Raw genomic sequence first — 17139 nt, forward strand, 5'->3', positions numbered from 1 at the left:
ATTTGTGGCATGTGAACAAAGGCAAAAAGAAGAAATTCTGACAAAACTTGATAAAGAAGCCGCTAAGTTTCCACCAAGTCTCTGGGGAATTGTTTTAGTTGAAAAACCTGACCCAATTACGTTTTTTAGAAGAATGAAAAGTCTGACTTTAATGGGCTATTTTACTTCCGAAAAAGTAGGAAAAGAGATTTTAAGATATGACCCAGTTCCAGGGAATTACATAGGTTGTTTGCCTTTAAATGGAATGAATTCATGGACTGAGTAAAGATATTGAATTAAGCATTAAAAAAACTTTGACTAAAGTTTCAGCGAAAAACCCTAAATTTGCCTTATTGAAAAGACAAATTCTCCCAAATACGGCGATTTATATTAATATGCAATACGAAATAGTCATAGGTTTAGAAGTTCACTGCCAACTTTCGACAGAAAGTAAAATTTTTGCCTCCGACATCAATAAATTTGGTAGCGAACCCAACACCAATATTAGTGTCATTACTTTGGGACACCCTGGCGTTTTACCAAAACTGAATAAAAATGCCGTCGAATATGCCATAAAAATGGGTTTAGCCTGTGGTTGTGAAATCACTCGAAGCAATTATTTCGACCGAAAAAACTATTTTTATCCTGACCTCCCAAAAGGTTATCAAGTTTCGCAAGATAAGTTTCCGATTTGTAAAGGTGGAAGTGTTACTGTACGTTTGAAAGATGGAAAAAGTTTCCGAGAAAGAACCTTAGAGCTACATCACATTCATTTGGAAGAAGACGCAGGAAAATCTATTCATGATGGAAGCGATATATTTACTTTGCTCGACTATAACCGTGCAGGTACACCATTAGTTGAAATTGTTTCAGAACCATGTATGCGTAGTGGGGAAGAGGCAGGAGCGTATTTGACCGAAATCAGAAAGATGGTTCGTTACCTTGATATTTGCGATGGAAATATGGAAGAAGGCTCGATGCGTGCCGATTTGAATATTTCGTTGAGAGAATTTGGTGCGAAAGAATTCGGAACAAAAGTCGAAATCAAAAACATGAATTCGATTCGTAACCTACAGCGTGCCGTAGAATTTGAGTATAAACGCCAAGCTAAAATGCTTGATAAAGGCGAAAAAGTTATTCAAGAAACCCGAATGTTTGATGCCGACAATGGCGAAACTTATGGCATGAGGCTAAAAGAAACGATGAATGATTATCGTTATTTTCCTGAACCAGATTTGGCACCAATCAAAATTTCGGATGACTGGTTAGCAGCAATTCAAGCAAAAATGCCAACATTACCCAATCAATTATTTGAGAAATTTACGAAGGAGTTAGGCGTTTTGGAAGAACATGCCGTAACACTTACGGAGTCGAAGGAAATGGCAAATTACTTTGTAGAAACCTGTAAATTGACATCAAACTACAAAGGAGTTTCCAATTGGCTAACTTCAACGATTCGGGGCTATTTGAATGAAAATAATATTGAAATCGCTAATTTTGCCTTAAAACCAAGTCAGTTAGCTGATATAATTTTATTGGTTGATGAGAATAAAATAAGTAGTTCGGCAGCCTCACAAAAATTATTCCCATTAATGCTTGAAAATCCAACTCAAACAGCACTTAAATTAGCAGAAACCAATAATCTGATTCAACAAAGCAATACTGATACACTCCAAGCGTTAATCAACGAAGTTCTTGTAGCCAACGCCGATAAAGTAAAAGAATATAAAAGTGGCAAAAAAGGCTTACTTGGTATGTTTGTTGGAGAAGTAATGAAAAAATCGAAAGGTTCTGCCGACCCAAAACGTACAAATGAATTGCTGATGTTGGCTTTACAGTAAAAAAATATCAAATAAAAACACTTTTTATGAAACGTATAATTATTGCTATATTGCTGATGGTAAGTGGTTTAGCTTGTCAGTCGCAGCCACAACAAGCAACCGTTGCCACAACGGGTGCAGGAAGTACCTATAATATTAGTGGAAAATTGAAAAGTTCGGTGAGTGGCAAAGTTTACTTAGAACGAATGAACGACCGTAATATTCCAATGAGACTTGACTCGGTTGCCATTTCGCCAGATATGACTTTTGCTTTCAAAGGCAAAATGCCTGAGCCAGGCATTTATCAAATCAATATTGCTAATCAGCAAATCATTGGGTTGGTTTTAGATGGCGGAGAAACCCTCAATATTACAGCAGATGGTGTTAGTACGCCCGACAAAGCAGCGGCTTTTTCTGTGGAAGGGTCGCCAATGATGGCAAAGTTCAATCAAGTTGTTGCCGAATCTCAGAAGTTTCGTCAAATACAAACAGATTTGCAAAACCAATTTGATGCTGCAACTCAGAAAAAAGATGAGAAGAAGAAGAAAGATATTCAAACCACTTATCAAGCATCAGAAGAAAAATATAATGCTACAATTAAGCCAATTATTGCCGAATTAGGTACGTCACTTTCGGGTTTGATTGCTATTAATAATTTTTTAAATCCTGAAAAAGATTTTGAGGTTTTTGCAAAAACAGCCAAACAATTAGAAGCGGAAGGTAAAAATCATTTTTTTGCCAAACTGTTTGTTCAAGATGTAAAACGTAGAAGTGCAGGAGCCGTTGGAGCAGATGCCCCCGATTTTTCGTTGGTTGATTTAGAGGGGAAAAGCGTAAAACTCTCCGAAATGCGAGGAAAAGTAGTAGTTCTTGATTTTTGGGCAACTTGGTGCGGCCCTTGTATCATGTCATTTCCTGGTATGAAATTATCAATGGATAAATTTAAAAATAATCCAAATGTGAAGTTTTTATTTGTAAATACTTATGAGCGAGTAGATGTTAGCCAATGGACATCAACAGTGAAAACTTTTGTAAAACAAAGAGGTTTTGATACTTTTCCTGTAATTATGGACATCGGTGGCGATGTAGCAGGAAGCTACGGAGTAAATGGTATTCCTGCCAAATTTTGTATAGACAAAGAAGGTAAAATTAAATTTAAAAGCACGGGCTATCTTGGCTCAAGCGATGCCATTGTTAAAGAAATGACGGCTTGGGTTGAAGAGGCAAGTAAGTAGTATTTTAGGATACTATTTTAAAAATCTCCTGATAGAAATTCTGTCAGGAGATTTTTGTTTATTAGTCTAAAAGTATTTTATTCTGATATTTTATTCTTAATTTAGCATAAATTTTTTTCATATTATGGAAAACTCAAGAAATAGAATCGAAATAAATCCTGCTATTTTGGTGGGAAAACCAGTGATTAAAGGTACTCGTTTATCTGTACAATTTATCGTGGGTTTACTTGCTCATGGCGAAACGATAGATTCAATTATTGAGGAATATAATTATATTTCAAAAGAAGATATTCAGGCTTGCTTGTTGTTTGCTAATGATATTTTGGAAGATACCTTTTTTACACCTTTGGCTAAATCGGCATGAAATTTATTGTTGATGAATGTACAGGCCCAAAAGTATCGAATTGGCTTTCTTCGCTCAGTTATGATTTATTCTCTGTTCCGTTACAAGGGCGAGGAATGAAAGATTTACAAATCTTAGAAAAAGCCAATCTTGAAAATCGAATAATTATAACGAATGATAAAGACTTCGGAGAGTTGATTTTTAAAAATAGCCATATACACAAAGGTGTAATATTTTTGAGATTAAATGACGAAACAGCTACAAATAAAATTTTAGTACTCAAAAATCTGTTTGAAAACCATCTTCAACTAATTGATAATCAGTCATTTATTGTCGTTACAGACGAGTCAATTAGGGTAGCAAAAATTAAATAAATTTTTGAGGTTGGATAAATTCTGTAAGGTTTTATTAACCTTGCAGGATTTTTTTATGGACAAAAACGAGATTAGGCGAAAGTAATTACTTAAAAAAACACAACAATACTTTGGTGAATTGATAAATAAGAACCAAATCTTATAAATCGTTTTAATCGTGCTATATTTTGCCTAATTTTGCACGAAAGTTTACAATTAACAAGAAACATTTTATGGCACAATACGACGTTGTTATACTTGGGAGCGGTCCTGGCGGATATGTAGCTGCCATTCGTGCATCACAATTAGGCTTAAAAACAGCCATCATCGAAAAAGAAAACTTAGGCGGTATTTGCCTTAACTGGGGCTGTATTCCTACCAAAGCTTTGTTGAAATCTGCTCAAGTATTTGAATACATCAAGCACGCCAAAGACTACGGAATCGAAGTTGGCGAAGCACACGCAAACTTTGAGGCAGTTATCAAACGTTCACGTACTGTTGCCGAAGGCATGAGTAAAGGCGTAAATTTCTTGATGAAGAAAAATAAAATTGACGTAATTTTCGGTTATGGCAAAGTAAAAACAGGCAAGAAAATAGAAGTAACCGATGCTGAAGGTAAGAAAAGCGAAGTTGAAGGCAAGCATATTATCATAGCAACGGGTGCAAGAGCAAGACAATTACCAAACGTGCCTATCGACGGCGAAAAAGTAATAGAATACCGCAAAGCTATGAGCCTTGCCAAACAACCTGCATCAATGTTGGTGATGGGTTCGGGAGCAATCGGCGTTGAGTTTGCATACGTATATGCAAGTATGGGTACAAAAGTAACGATTGTAGAGTTCATGCCGAATATAGTACCTGTTGAAGACGAAGATATTTCTAAGGAATTAGCTAAAATTTACAAGAAATTAGGCATCGAAATCTATACAAGCTCAAGTGTAGAAAAAGTTGATATTTCGGGAAGTGGTTGCGTTTCGACTATAAAAACGCCAACTGGTGAAATAAAAATTGAAACAGACGTGGTGCTTTCGGCAGCAGGAATTGTAGCAAATATCGAAAACATTGGCTTGGAAGACGTTGGTATCGCTACCGATAAAGGTAAAATTTTGGTAAATGGTTTTTCAGAAACGAATATTTCAGGATATTATGCGATTGGTGATGTAACACCGGGGCAAGCATTGGCTCACGTGGCTTCTGCAGAAGGAATTATTTGTGTTGAAAAAATCGCTGGACATCACTCACAACCATTAGATTACAAAAACATTCCAGGTTGTACTTATTGTTCACCAGAAATCGCTTCGGTGGGTTATACCGAAAAAGCAGCCAGAGAAGCAGGTTATGAAATAAAAGTAGGTAAATTTCCATTCTCGGCATCGGGTAAAGCCAAAGCAGGTGGAGTTCCAGAAGGTTTTGTAAAAGTAATTTTCGATGCCAAATATGGCGAGTGGTTAGGTTGCCACATGATTGGAAACAATGTAACCGAAATGATTGCAGAAGCAGTGGTTGCTCGTAAATTAGAGACAACAGGCATGGAAATTATCAAATCGGTCCATCCGCACCCAACTATGTCAGAAGCAATAATGGAAGCCGCTGCGGCGGCTTATGGCGAGGTAATACATTTATAAGAAAAATATGTATAGAATCACAAAAGGCTTTCTCATCGAGAAAGCCTTTTGTGATTCTATACTTTTTAGTCTTCGGCTTTTACATATCCCCAATTTTCGCCTGAGCGAATTCGATTGAGTTGTGTATGCGTAATGCCAAATTGTTTTGCAATCATTTTCAAGCGAGTAGTATCTTTTTGAAGCAATTTTTTAATCATTATAACCTTTGTTTCGGTCAATTTATAATTTTTCGTTCGCTTCGGGATGGGCTTGTTAATTACCGCAGGATTTTCTCTGTTATGATTAACCATTTCGTCTTTTGTTACCCATTTTAGGTTTTCAAAATGATTGCTTACTTTATCGAAATCAAGATGAATAACAAATTTATGTTCGGAACTTGGTTTAAGAACAAAACTCTCGGCAACTAATTTATGTACATAACGATTAAAAGATTTTCCCTTCGGCAGTCGAACATTTAATGACCGATACCCCTGAATAATAGAACCTTTGATAATTTCTCCTTTTTCGGAGCTTTGTAGGCTTTTCAGGCGACCAAAGTTAGAAACTTCGTAGCGTGGAGGATGTTCAACACCCTCAACATCAATGATAATTGGCACCCATTTTTCTGTCCAAAGAGTCGCCTTTTCACTATTTATGCCACTTATAACTACCATATCTTAAATTGGATAAGCATATTTTTATTATCTTTAATAAGCATAACTCTTTGTTTTGAAAATTGTTTATGTAAAAATTCAAGAATGTAAGTAAAGAATAGCTATTTACATCCCACCTAATTCTTCATAAGCAGATTGTATACTTCTCACAATTCCATCTCCTTTCATCTCTGTAACACCTGGAATGGCAACTATTTTTAAAATTTCTTCTTTGGTTTTGCCAGCTTTCATTTCACTTTCTATAAAAATGAGCAGTTTTGAAAGATAGTCTTGAAAAACTCTAATATCGTTTTTATTACCAGTAATTTTTTCGGGGTCGAAAGCGTGTCCAAAAACAAAAATAGTTTCGTTGTCGAATGTCGCTAAGGCTTTGTCTAAAACTGCTATCCAACTTTTAATATTGGCTCCAGCCGACCTATCAACAAATGGGTAGCGGCGATTAAAAACTAAATCTCCTGTATGCACAATATTGGCATGCTCAAAATGGATGAAACTATCGCCATTGGTATGCCCTGCACCAAAGTAATGTGCTTTAATACTCTCTTTTCCCACTTTTTGTTTCCAAGTGTCCGAAAAAGTAACATCTGGATAAAGCTGCTTGTCTTCACTTTTCTGTTTTTGGGCAGTAATTTGCTGGTTTTTCAACGAATTTTCATGAGCAACAACATGTTGAACAAGACCTTTAAACGAAATATTTCCACCCGAATGGTCGCCATGATGATGCGTATTTATGAGCAATTGGATAGGTTTTTCAGAAAGTTTTTTTAGTTCGTCAATCAAATGTTTCGACTGCTCAGGAAATTGCGAATCTACTACGGCCATGCCTTTTTTTGTTGTTAAATAGGCAATTGTGCCACCTCTTTCGGTAAATACACCAACGCCACCACGGAGGTCTCGCATTTTGTATGGATTTTCGGCAAGTATATTTGCCAATAATTCTTTGCCCGAAAGAACCAATGTGCCGAGCGTTAAGCTCGTAGTTTGAATAAAATTTCTACGATTCATGTTTTTAGTTTTAGATGGAATGATAAAGTTAGGAGTATTTCGTAAAAAAATATGTGTATCAACTTTTATTTATTGCTGCTTCAATCATATATGCTATTGAAACGTCATTCGACAATAAAAGTTTTAATAAACTATTTTCACGCAGCCTCATTGCCTCCATAATATCCTTGACAGATAAACCTTTTTGATGAAAACACAACGCTTTTCCCCCAAAGTCTTCAAAATATTGAAGTTTTTGGGCTAACATCAATTTTCCATCTTTTAAACGTGGATGATGTCCACAAAAAAGGACATCAAAATCGTAAGCTAAAACTTTTTTGAATGACTCAACTTGTTCCCAAAACTGCTCACCCTTCCGAAAAATTTTTATTTTTACGCCCACGTACAAATCTCCCGAAAAAAGCCAACCTTGTTCTTTTTCTAAGAAAACTGTGTGGTCGTCAGCATGCCCAGGCGTAAAAATAGGTATTAGTTTATGATTGGGGGTTTCTATGATGTCCTGAAAACCAGCAACTTGCCCTTTAAACGGGTGGGTTTTTCCGAACAGAAATTTTTCGTAAGGCAATATATCAAAGCCTTTGTGAAGTTTGTCTTTTGTAAACGAATGAGCAAAAACTTGGGCGTTGTTGTGTTGCTGGGCAAGTTTGGCAGTATTTCCCGAATGGTCTTCGTGCCAATGCGTAAGCAATATTTTTTCGATGGTTTTATTTTTGAAGGTTTCTACTACTTTTTCTTGGCAATTGCTCTGTGCCGTATCAATTAAAACATTGTCTATCAAGTAACAATATACACTCAGCCAAGGTTTGCCAATGGGCGAATAACCAAAGCGATACATATCAACGTTGGCAAATTTTCGGTGTTTGAGGTATTGCATGGTTTAAATCGTGAATTTAAATTTCAAACGTAAAAATAACTCATATTTCAGCAACTGATTGCAGATTTTAGACAAAAAGCATAAGACAAAAGATTTGAGATGTAAAACCTTTTCTAACCTTTTCTCGAATCCAGTGTCTAAAATCTACAATCTTTATATTAAAAAAAGTGGTTTTTCAATTGTAAAGGGCGTAATTTTGCACCCGAATTTGAGCAGTAATACTCATTTCTTTATTTTATTATCAATTTTACATAAAGTATTATGTCTGCATTTAATTTAGTCGCTGACAGAATCAATGCGTTGGAAGAATCTGCCACGCTTGGAATGTCGAAAAAATCCCGTGAATTAGCGGCATTGGGTCACAAAGTCATCAATCTCTCAGTTGGAGAACCTGATTTCAAAACACCCAAACACATTTGCGATGCTGCTAAAGCTGCAATCGATGCTGGTTTTCATCATTACACACCAGTAGCAGGAATTCCTGAGCTACGAAAGGTTATTGCAGACAAACTTAAACGTGAAAATAATATTGATTGGAAACCTGAGAATATTGTGGTTTCGACGGGAGCAAAACATTCTTTGGCAAATGTTATTCAGTGTTTGATTAACCCAGGCGATGAGGTGGCAATTTTAGCTCCTTATTGGGTGAGTTACTCTGAAATGGTAAAATTGGCGGAAGGGAAATCTGTGATTGTAGAAGGTGCTTTTGATAATGATTTCAAAGTTACGCCCGAGCAATTAGAAGCGGCTATCACTGAGCGTACAAAAATAGTAATGTATGCTTCACCAAATAATCCAACGGGTTCGATTTACAACGAAACTGAATTGAGAGCATTGGCGGCCGTTATAGAAAAACACGAAAATGTGTTTGTTTTGGCTGACGAAATTTACGAATATATCAACTTTACAGACGAAGGGCATTTCAGCATGGGTTCAATTCCAAGCATGAAAGACAGAGTTATAACTGTAAATGGTTTTGCAAAAGGCTTTGCCATGACTGGCTGGCGTTTGGGTTACATTGCTGCTGCAAAACCAATTGCTGATGCCGTTGAAAAACTACAAGGACAAGTAACTTCGGGTACAAACTCAATCGCACAACGTGCGGCGGTTGTAGCTTGGGAAGATACCTCGGCTGCCGAAATGATGAAAATGGCGTATTTACGTCGTCGTAATTTGGTAGTTGGCTTATTAAGAGATATTCCAGGTTTCAAAGTAAATATGCCTGATGGAGCATTTTATGCATTCCCAGATGTAAGCTATTACTTCGGAAAATCGGACGGAAATGTAACTATCAAAGATGCTGACCATTTATGTATGTGGTTATTAGAAACAGCCTACGTAGCACTGGTGGGTGGTGGCTCATTTGGAGCTCCAAACTGTTTGCGTCTTTCAACTGCCGCCTCTGATGAGGCTTTAATAGAAGCCGTTGCAAGAGTAAAAGCTGCTTTAGCTAATTTGAAATAATATTTTGGCAATATGCCATAAGCTTTACGCATTTAATTAGCATAAAGCTTATGGCATTACTTAAAGCAAATCTATTTTCTCCAATCCCAAACAACTACTCTCCAAATTTCATTGAGCGTGGTATCATGAAAGTCTTTTACAGAAATAAAACCTACCCGTGCGTGAGCTTTCATCGAACGAAGATTATTAGTTGAAATATCAGTTACGCACATTTGAAATTTTCCTGATAATTCTTCTCGTAGTTTCAAATACATTCCATCAAAAAAGCCCATACTACGGTAGCCTTCGCCTACACAAACTTGCCCCATTACTACGTATTTATAGTCTTTTAATTTCAATGCTTCGTAATCAATATCATCAATCGAATCGAATAAGCTTTTTAGTTCCTGCACATCGTTTCTGAATTGTGGTAGCATCGCCAAGCAATATGCCACTACAGTTTCGCCATCTTTTACGATAACGCTCGGTTGGGCATCATTCATGGCTTTTAGTACCGAAAACTGGTGTTCGACAGTCACAAAACCTTGACTTTGAATTTGCTCAGTCGAAAGGTTTCTCTTGAGGTTTTTTTGTTGAAGTGCCAAAATTCCTCTCACATCGTCATCGTTTTTGACGGTCGTAATAATAGGTTTTATTGTTGATTCGTGCATAATATTGTTTAACCTTGACTATTTGATTAAGTATTTATTGGGGAATAACCTCATAATGTATAGTTTATAAAATTTTTGTGATGTCCAAGCTAATCGGCGATATTTACTTCGTGGTTTCGTAGAAATGGTGGCGTTCAAATATCCATTATGAGAACCTTCTTCAACCATAGGTGGATGAGCCCAAAACATTTTAACAACATTTTGTTCAATAAGCTGGTTATGCCACCAATCAACTACAGTGGGACATTTTTTTTGTTTTAAGTTATTAAGAATATCAATAGCACCCTTTTTGTCAATTATATAAGAACCTGACATTCTACAAGTAACAGCTTGATATAAATGTTTGTCTTTTTCCATGTCCCAAAATGACGGTAGCCTAAGCGTGCTATTTTCTAATGAAATCATAAAGCCTTTATCAAGACTTTCTACTTCGTTGATAATAAGTTTTAAATCTTCAACAAAGTTTCCTAAAAAAAAGGGGTCGTTTTCAAAAATTAAAGCATAATCAAGGTTTCGCTCTACAATTTTTTCGAGGCAATAAATGTGGTTTAAAGTACATGAAAGTACGCCATCAGACAAAATGTTTTTTATATCTGGCACGAAATATTTTTCAAGTATTTCGTTGGTAAAATAGATAGGGTCGCCATCAGTTACAAATTCATGCGACATACCCATTTTTTCAAATAAATCAATAATTCTTTTTTCGTGGTACTCGTAGCCCTTCAGTGCATGGACAACGAATACCCCTTGCTGGAGTAGTTTTTCAATCATTTTATAGAATAGGTTAGAGGTTCTCGAATATTTTTAGATATTTGAGAATTAAATTTTTATGACACGTTTAAAAGTGCAACAAATATAGTTTTTGCTTGATTATTAATGATAATTCTTTTTATTTTTTTTGATACATTTAAAAGAGCCACTTTTTACCAATTCCGTAAACACCATTGTCTATCAAATTAATCTTGCAAATCACCGCAATCTTAGTATATCTTTGAAAAAAATTAAACCACTTATTTATTCATAATATTCAATGAACTTCAAGAAAGCATTTGCTGCCTTATGTTGCAGCTTAATATTTTTACCACAAATCAGCAAATCTCAATCAAAAGACGACAAATATTTAATCGTTGGCACTTATACACGCCCAAATACTAAAAATCCGAGTGAAGGTATTTATGTTTATAAATTCAATACCAATACTGGCGATTTCATTGCTGTTAGCAAAGCAACGGGCATCAAAAATCCTTCGTTTTTGGCAGTTTCTCCCGACCAAAAATTTGTTTATGCTGTCACCGAAACCAGCGACGGCTCGGTTACGGCTTATAGTTTTGATAAAAAATCGGGAACTTTAACTAAACTCAATACTCAATCATCGGGCGGAGCCGACCCTTGCCACATCAGCATCGACAAAACAGGAAAATGGGTTTTGGTTGGAAATTACTCAGGAGGAAATTTGTCGATTTTGCCAGTAAACACCGATGGCTCGCTTGGGCAAGCAACGCAAACCATTAACCACGAAGGTAAAGGCCCGAACGCTGGTCGACAAGAAAAACCGCATGTGCATTCGGTAAATATCGCCCCTAATAATCGAGATATTTTTGTACCAGATTTGGGCATTGATAAAATTGTGACGTATAGTTTAGATGCTAAAAACGGCAAACTTTTAGCAGGGAAACCAGCTTTTACAAAAGTTGCCGATGGTTCGGGTCCACGCCATTTTACAGTTCATCCAAACGGAAAATTTGCTTATGTGATTCAAGAATTAAGTAGTACCGTTACGGCTTTCAATTATGCTTCGGGAAAACTCACGCCTTTTCAGACAATCACGACGCTTGCCAAAGATTTTAAAGATAAAAACAAGAGTTTTTGTGCCGATATTCATATTTCGCCCGATGGAAAGTTCTTGTATGGCTCGAATCGTTTTGTAGATGCGGGCAATAAAAATGGCGTTTTTGCTCCCACAAACACGATTGATACAATAGTTATGTATAGCATTGACCAAAAAACTGGTAAACTGACCTACATCGGAAACGAACCAGTTTTGGGAAAAGTACCCCGTAATTTTATGATTACACCCAACGGAAAGTATGTTTTGGTAGCCAACCAAGAAACTGATAATATTACGATTTTTAAAAGAGATGCTAAAACAGGAAAATTATCTCCAACAGGCAAGCAAATTGAAGTACCTGTGCCTGTTTGTTTGAAGGTGGTTTCGGTTCAGTAATTTTGTGGGATATGACATTTGTTAGGCTGATATTAAAACCGTAGTGGAGCTATCAGTCATGTGCCAACTGTTGTTACAACGGGTATTTATTATTGCAAAATCACTTGCCACCTATGCGGCCCAACCTGCTTTAGCTGGTGGATAATTATGAATAAACAACAAAATCGGCTTTAGCACAAATCAATGTTTGGCTAAAGCCGATTTTGTAATTCTTAATTACGATTTTTTAGTTCTGAACTCCGCATAGGCATTGAGTCAATGGTTGCAAATAGTTTTTCACAGGAAAGAAAGTCTTTTTGTCGGAGTTTAATGCTGCCATCCAAACCAATCAAAATAACCTCAAAAGGGACATTTACTTGTTTGTACTTTTCAAATAAATTCGTTGTCTTCCTTACGTCATTTTTGGGCATTACTTGTTCGTATTCGTCTGATTTTAAGTGATAGACAATCAAACTTCGCTCATTCATTCCCTTTTCATTGGTTTTAAAGGCAAGCATTTGTTGTTGAAAAGCTGCAGTATCTTCGGATAAAATGAGTATAATCCGATTTTTCCAAAGGTGCTGTGATAAGTTTTGTGCGTGTAACGCACTGAATTTTGAGAACATTATTATAAGAAAGATAAATAATAAGTTTTTCATGTGCCTTGAATGAATTGTAAATAATGTCTTTTAAACGAGGAAAGAATATTCTCACAAAAACAAGCTCAAACTCGCTCCAAATTGCCAATTTCTTGGTGCGGCGGTATTGAAATAACGATTTCCAACGGCGTTTATGTCATTGCCGAGGCTATAAACTTCGTTGAGCAAATTATCGCCTGCGGTATAAATATTCAAACCGATTCGCTCGAAGTTTTTACGATAACCTATTCGTGCATTCAATAATTTATAAGAATTGGCATAAGCCGAGTTGGCATCATTCAACGGAATTCGGTCAGTAAAATTGAGCGTTGAGTTCACATAAAACCCCATTTTTGTTTGTAAATCTACGCCCGAAACCCATACCTGGCGAGGCACGCCCGTGAGGGCATTTCCTGATAAATCGGTTTTGAGTTGTTGGTAGTTTTTAAAGCTATAATCATTGAAAGTATAACTTGTAAAAACTCGTAATTCTTGGATAAACTCTTTGTCTATATTCTTGATAATCAAGCTATTCAATAATAATTCAAGCCCGTTTTGAAGTGTACTTCCTGCATTCGTAAAAATCTCTCTTCCTGTATTATCGGTGCGGCGAACGATGGTGTTTTTTAGGCGAAAAGAATAGGCCGTAATATCAAAATTGATTCGTTTTTTTAGCAAATTTCCACGCGTCCCGATTTCGTAATTGATGCCTTTTTCGGGAGCGAGCGATGGCATAAAAGTGCTATTCTGATAACCGCTGATATACTCCGTAACTGTTGGCGGAGAAAAACCACTGCTTACGCTCGCAAAAACCGAAATTTTATCTTTTATTTTCTTCAAAAGAGCAATTCTTGGCAAAAAAGCCGCAGGCAATAATTCAGAAATTGGCTTGATTTTCGGGGCATCCGATAAGCGAGTAAAATCATATTTAAAACGATTATAGCTGCCGCCAATCGTCAAGATGAAATTTTTTGGCAAGTCAGTTTCGAGCTGACCAAACAAAAAATAATTCCATGCCGCTACGTTGTCGTTGGTTTGTAAAGTATCAATTACGCCTGCTTTATTGCCAAAATTACGAATCACCCAAGCCGACTTTTGTAGTTCACCACCCACTGTAAAGCGGTTTTTCAAATTTCCGATATCAAACAAATAATTCATTCGACTTCTTCCCCCAAAAGTCTGTTCGTTGCGGATTTCATAATTCGTAATAAATGGATTTCGGAGTTCGGAAACCGTTCCGTAAATGCTCGTTACGTTTGTCCAATGAGTATTTAAACGATATTCTTGTGAAACCCCAATATTGAATAATTTCTGATAAATTCCTGCTTTTTGCTGAATCGAACTTGGCAAAGTAGCCGTTGCCTGACGAGATAAACTTGGGTCTTTTTCAAACTGTGCTTGGTTCAATCCGCCAGGGGTTTGGTAATGAATATCGGAATATAAAGTACTAATATTCAATGTTTTATTGAGCGATATAAAATAACTTGAACGCCAACTCAATACATCACGCACGGCAGCACTGTTTTGTCGATAGCCGTCGGTTTGGGCGTGGGCATAACTCAATACCGAATTGACTTTTTCGGAAGCCACATTCCACGAAACATTTCTATTTTGCAAGCCATAACTACCATAAGCCACCGAAGTATTGATATAATTAGTATGCCCTTTACGAACATTATTCCCATCGGCTTTTGTCGCTCCGAGTAGCACAACTCCACCCGTTCCTGCTCCATAAATACTTCCTGCTGGGCCTTTAATTACTTCGATATTGCCAATCGTACTCATGTCAAGCGAGTTTAGAAAGGTATTTCCATTGCCATCAGTCAGCGGAATATCATTCCAATAAACTTTCACATTTCTAACCCCAAAAGGCGAACGAAGCGAGCTTCCACGAATAGCCAAACGATAACTTCCAGGCGAGCGTTCTTCCATCCGAACCCCAGGCAAAGTATTAAAAACAGGCACTAAAGAAGTATTTTCAAAGCGTTGTATATCTTTGACAGTCAGCACATTAACCGATGCAGCGGTTTCACTCAATTTGCGTTCGGTTTCAAAACCACGCACCACTACTTCGGCTAACTGTTTGGTAGAGTCGATGGTTTGTTTTTGCTGAGAAAACCCAGAAAAAGTGCTTAACACGAATAAGCTAATTGTGTAAAATAGTTTTTTATCTGGCATTTTTTGAATGAAATATAAATTGACTGTAAAAGTAGTTTATTTTTCATTCCAAAACCAAAAAGGAGCAACTGTGAGGTCGCTCCTTTTTGTGAAAAATGCACAATAAAGGCTAAACTTTTCTATCTATCGACTATCATCCATTAACCATCGACTATTTTTATTACATCACCACTTCCTTTTCTGACATAATCGTCAAAACCTCAGTATCCATCAATCGAGTTGCCAAACCTTGTGTTTTTGGTATTTCGTAGTGGAAAAAATACTTCATCGTGTGAATCTTACTTTCGTAAAAATCAACATCATCGCTATCAGCCGAAGTCGTGAGCAATTTTTGTTTAGCTACAACCGCTTGTTTTAGCCATTGCCATGCAACTACATTTAGGCTAAACATTTCCATGTAAAGCGTTGCATCAGACAAAAATCTTTCAGTATCGCCCGTTCCTGCAATGCCCAAAAGGTGCAAAGTTACTTTTTGCAAGCGTTCACCCTCTTCTTTTAGCAACAAAGCATACTTTTTCAAATCATCGAAATCTAAAGCAGAAATAATAGTTTTACCAACTTCTTGTGCCAATAATTGCGTCGCTTTTCCGCCCGCCATTGGCACTTTTCTGCCCAATAAATCTTGCGACTGAATACCCGTTGTGCCCTCATAAATAGGCGTGATACGTATATCACGATAGTATTGCTCCACAGGAAAATCTTCTGTAAAACCATAACCACCTAAGCATTGCACCGAATCGCTGATAGATTTCATGCCATATTCGCAAGGGAAAGTTTTGGCAATTGGGGTTAGCAATTCAAGCATCAAATGAGCTTTTTCTTTTTCTTCGGGGTCGTCAGAGGCTTCCGAGATGTCGAAATAGCGAGAAGTTTCTAAGAGTAACGACAAAGAACCTTCAACAACTGATTTTTGAAACAGTAACATTCGTTTTACGTCAGGATGTTGAATAATGGCAATTTGCGGAGCATCTAAAGCATGTTTTTGATTCAAACGACGACTTTGCGGACGTTCTTTGGCATATTCAAGTGCAGCATAATAAGCAGCCGAAGTAATAGATGCTCCAGTGATTCCCACGCCAATGCGAGCTTCGTTCATCATTTGGAACATATAATTTAAGCCTTTGTTTGGTTCACCGACTAAATAGCCAATACAATTGTCACTTTTATCACCAAAACCTAAGTGCATGGCTGGCACGCCTTTTTGACCTAATTTATGGTAAATTCCCATAGAAGTTACGTCATTGTCTGTGCCATCTAGGCGAAATTTTGGAATGGCAAACAATGAGATTCCTTTTGTTCCCAAAGGTGAACCTTTGATTCTACCAATAAACAAATGAATGAAATTTTCAGTAGCATCATGGTCGCCTGCGGAAATAAAAACTTTCTGTCCACGCATTTTGTATGTACCGTCTGGCAAAGGTTCTGCCGTTGAGGTAATGTCTGAGAGCGAACTTCCTGCTTGTGGCTCGGTCAAACACATAGTACCTTGCCATTTGCCCGAAATCATGTTCGGAATATAAGTATCTTTTAGTTGTTGCGAACCAAAACTTGCAATCAATCGAGCAGCACCAGAAGTTAGACCCGTGTACATCATGCCGTTATTTGCCGACATCAAAATATAACCCAATATGCTCGAAACAGTGACGGGCATTTGCGTTCCTCCATCTTCATAATCAAAATCTACTCCAATAATGCCAGATTCACCAATGGCTTTCAAATAATCTTTAATAGCGGGGTGAACCGTTACTTTTCCATCTTTGAGTTCGGGTTGATTTGTATCAACGTCTTTCAAAAATGGAAACATCAGATTGTCAGCAATTTTTGTTGCTGCATCAATCGTCATATCAAAGGTTTCTTTGCTGTGGTCGGCAAAGCGTGCATACTGCGTAAGAGCTGCAGCTTCATGAACTTCATAAAGCAAGAAGTCCACATTTCGTTTGTTGAAATAATTTTTTGCCATAATTCGTTCAAAACCGATACGTCGGAACGCCCTAAAGGGTAGGTTGTCTAATGTGTTAATAAGCTCTTTCATATTTTGAATGCTTTTTGTTTTCTAACTACCTGATTATCAAAGAGTTGTTTTTGTTTCCATTGTAATAAATCTGAAAGAAAAACAGAC

16 protein-coding genes are annotated in these 17139 nt (G+C 37.0%); 8 read left to right on the forward strand and 8 right to left on the reverse strand.

The window, feature by feature from the left end:
• From ACH2CJ_RS20970 to lpdA, 6 genes are all read left to right on the forward strand, one after another.
• A partial coding sequence (locus ACH2CJ_RS20970; RefSeq protein WP_394996299.1) for a gluconate 2-dehydrogenase subunit 3 family protein occupies positions 1-265 on the forward strand: 265 nt, incomplete at its 5' end.
• Positions 266-374: 109 nt separating this feature from the next.
• A complete protein-coding gene (gene gatB, locus ACH2CJ_RS20975; RefSeq protein ID WP_394996335.1) occupies positions 375-1820 on the forward strand; it encodes an Asp-tRNA(Asn)/Glu-tRNA(Gln) amidotransferase subunit GatB in 1446 nt (481 codons plus the stop codon).
• Positions 1821-1846: 26 nt separating this feature from the next.
• Positions 1847-3034, forward strand: a complete 1188-nt coding sequence (locus ACH2CJ_RS20980; protein ID WP_394996302.1) for a redoxin domain-containing protein — start codon at positions 1847-1849, stop codon at positions 3032-3034.
• A 124-nt stretch (positions 3035-3158) separates the two neighbouring features.
• Positions 3159-3398 carry a DUF433 domain-containing protein gene (locus ACH2CJ_RS20985; RefSeq protein ID WP_394996304.1) on the forward strand — a complete coding sequence of 80 codons (240 nt, stop codon included), beginning with the start codon at positions 3159-3161 and terminating at the stop codon, positions 3396-3398.
• On the forward strand, positions 3395-3751 hold the full coding sequence (locus tag ACH2CJ_RS20990; RefSeq protein ID WP_394996306.1) for a DUF5615 family PIN-like protein: 357 nt from the start codon (positions 3395-3397) through the stop codon (positions 3749-3751). The genes ACH2CJ_RS20985 and ACH2CJ_RS20990 overlap by 4 nt, the downstream gene beginning before the upstream one ends.
• A 212-nt stretch (positions 3752-3963) precedes the next feature.
• A complete protein-coding gene (lpdA, locus tag ACH2CJ_RS20995; protein WP_394996309.1) occupies positions 3964-5355 on the forward strand; it encodes a dihydrolipoyl dehydrogenase in 1392 nt (463 codons plus the stop codon).
• Positions 5356-5420: 65 nt separating this feature from the next.
• Here the strand turns inward: lpdA and ACH2CJ_RS21000 are convergent, their stop codons facing one another.
• The 3 genes from ACH2CJ_RS21000 to ACH2CJ_RS21010 all read right to left on the reverse strand — a co-directional run bounded on the left by ACH2CJ_RS21000 (position 5421) and on the right by ACH2CJ_RS21010 (position 7887).
• Entirely contained in the window at positions 5421-6008 is a 588-nt protein-coding gene (locus tag ACH2CJ_RS21000; protein ID WP_394996311.1) for an NUMOD4 domain-containing protein, read from the reverse strand.
• Between the two features lie 105 nt (positions 6009-6113).
• Positions 6114-7013, reverse strand: coding sequence for an MBL fold metallo-hydrolase (locus ACH2CJ_RS21005; RefSeq protein ID WP_394996314.1), 900 nt, complete (start codon positions 7011-7013; stop codon positions 6114-6116).
• A gap of 58 nt (positions 7014-7071) precedes the next feature.
• Positions 7072-7887 (reverse strand): MBL fold metallo-hydrolase, encoded by an 816-nt coding sequence (locus ACH2CJ_RS21010; RefSeq protein WP_394996317.1) that lies wholly within the window; start codon positions 7885-7887, stop codon positions 7072-7074.
• A 261-nt stretch (positions 7888-8148) separates the two neighbouring features.
• Here ACH2CJ_RS21010 and ACH2CJ_RS21015 point away from each other — a divergent pair, with 261 nt between their 5' ends.
• On the forward strand, positions 8149-9351 hold the full coding sequence (locus tag ACH2CJ_RS21015; RefSeq protein ID WP_394996319.1) for a pyridoxal phosphate-dependent aminotransferase: 1203 nt from the start codon (positions 8149-8151) through the stop codon (positions 9349-9351).
• Between the two features lie 71 nt (positions 9352-9422).
• Here the strand turns inward: ACH2CJ_RS21015 and ACH2CJ_RS21020 are convergent, their stop codons facing one another.
• Positions 9423-10001: a GNAT family N-acetyltransferase gene (locus ACH2CJ_RS21020; RefSeq protein WP_394996321.1), complete on the reverse strand. Its 579-nt coding sequence runs from the start codon at positions 9999-10001 to the stop codon at positions 9423-9425.
• Positions 10002-10019: 18 nt separating this feature from the next.
• Positions 10020-10772 carry a glycosyltransferase family 25 protein gene (locus ACH2CJ_RS21025; protein ID WP_394996324.1) on the reverse strand — a complete coding sequence of 251 codons (753 nt, stop codon included), beginning with the start codon at positions 10770-10772 and terminating at the stop codon, positions 10020-10022.
• A gap of 259 nt (positions 10773-11031) precedes the next feature.
• On the opposite strand from ACH2CJ_RS21025, the gene ACH2CJ_RS21030 reads away from it, so the two are divergent.
• The gene (locus ACH2CJ_RS21030) at positions 11032-12225 is read left to right on the forward strand and encodes a lactonase family protein (protein ID WP_394996327.1); all 1194 of its coding nucleotides are present in this window, start codon (positions 11032-11034) and stop codon (positions 12223-12225) included.
• Between the two features lie 212 nt (positions 12226-12437).
• Here the strand turns inward: ACH2CJ_RS21030 and ACH2CJ_RS21035 are convergent, their stop codons facing one another.
• The 3 genes from ACH2CJ_RS21035 to ACH2CJ_RS21045 form a co-directional block, all read right to left on the reverse strand.
• Positions 12438-12830: a DUF4174 domain-containing protein gene (locus ACH2CJ_RS21035; protein WP_394996330.1), complete on the reverse strand. Its 393-nt coding sequence runs from the start codon at positions 12828-12830 to the stop codon at positions 12438-12440.
• A gap of 84 nt (positions 12831-12914) precedes the next feature.
• Entirely contained in the window at positions 12915-15020 is a 2106-nt protein-coding gene (locus tag ACH2CJ_RS21040) for a TonB-dependent receptor (protein ID WP_394996333.1), read from the reverse strand.
• 160 nt (positions 15021-15180) lie between these two features.
• On the reverse strand, positions 15181-16980 hold the full coding sequence (locus ACH2CJ_RS21045; protein ID WP_394996338.1) for an acyl-CoA dehydrogenase: 1800 nt from the start codon (positions 16978-16980) through the stop codon (positions 15181-15183).
• Between the last annotated feature and the right edge of the window lie 159 nt (positions 16981-17139).

The organism is Emticicia sp., from assembly GCF_043780375.1.
Classification (GTDB): Bacteria; Bacteroidota; Bacteroidia; order Cytophagales; family Spirosomataceae; genus Emticicia.

Excerpts from the sequence above, each read along its gene's own strand:
- gatB (WP_394996335.1), top strand. The coding sequence starts at position 375 with ATGCAATACGAAATAGTCATAGGTTTAGAAGTTCACTGCCAACTTTCG.
- ACH2CJ_RS20980 (WP_394996302.1), top strand. The coding sequence starts at position 1,847 with ATGAAACGTATAATTATTGCTATATTGCTGATGGTAAGTGGTTTAGCT.
- ACH2CJ_RS20985 (WP_394996304.1), top strand. The coding sequence starts at position 3,159 with ATGGAAAACTCAAGAAATAGAATCGAAATAAATCCTGCTATTTTGGTG.
- ACH2CJ_RS20990 (WP_394996306.1), top strand. The coding sequence starts at position 3,395 with ATGAAATTTATTGTTGATGAATGTACAGGCCCAAAAGTATCGAATTGG.
- lpdA (WP_394996309.1), top strand. The coding sequence starts at position 3,964 with ATGGCACAATACGACGTTGTTATACTTGGGAGCGGTCCTGGCGGATAT.
- ACH2CJ_RS21000 (WP_394996311.1), bottom strand. The coding sequence starts at position 6,008 with ATGGTAGTTATAAGTGGCATAAATAGTGAAAAGGCGACTCTTTGGACA.
- ACH2CJ_RS21005 (WP_394996314.1), bottom strand. The coding sequence starts at position 7,013 with ATGAATCGTAGAAATTTTATTCAAACTACGAGCTTAACGCTCGGCACA.
- ACH2CJ_RS21010 (WP_394996317.1), bottom strand. The coding sequence starts at position 7,887 with ATGCAATACCTCAAACACCGAAAATTTGCCAACGTTGATATGTATCGC.
- ACH2CJ_RS21015 (WP_394996319.1), top strand. The coding sequence starts at position 8,149 with ATGTCTGCATTTAATTTAGTCGCTGACAGAATCAATGCGTTGGAAGAA.
- ACH2CJ_RS21020 (WP_394996321.1), bottom strand. The coding sequence starts at position 10,001 with ATGCACGAATCAACAATAAAACCTATTATTACGACCGTCAAAAACGAT.
- ACH2CJ_RS21025 (WP_394996324.1), bottom strand. The coding sequence starts at position 10,772 with ATGATTGAAAAACTACTCCAGCAAGGGGTATTCGTTGTCCATGCACTG.
- ACH2CJ_RS21030 (WP_394996327.1), top strand. The coding sequence starts at position 11,032 with ATGAACTTCAAGAAAGCATTTGCTGCCTTATGTTGCAGCTTAATATTT.
- ACH2CJ_RS21035 (WP_394996330.1), bottom strand. The coding sequence starts at position 12,830 with ATGTTCTCAAAATTCAGTGCGTTACACGCACAAAACTTATCACAGCAC.
- ACH2CJ_RS21040 (WP_394996333.1), bottom strand. The coding sequence starts at position 15,020 with ATGCCAGATAAAAAACTATTTTACACAATTAGCTTATTCGTGTTAAGC.
- ACH2CJ_RS21045 (WP_394996338.1), bottom strand. The coding sequence starts at position 16,980 with ATGGCAAAAAATTATTTCAACAAACGAAATGTGGACTTCTTGCTTTAT.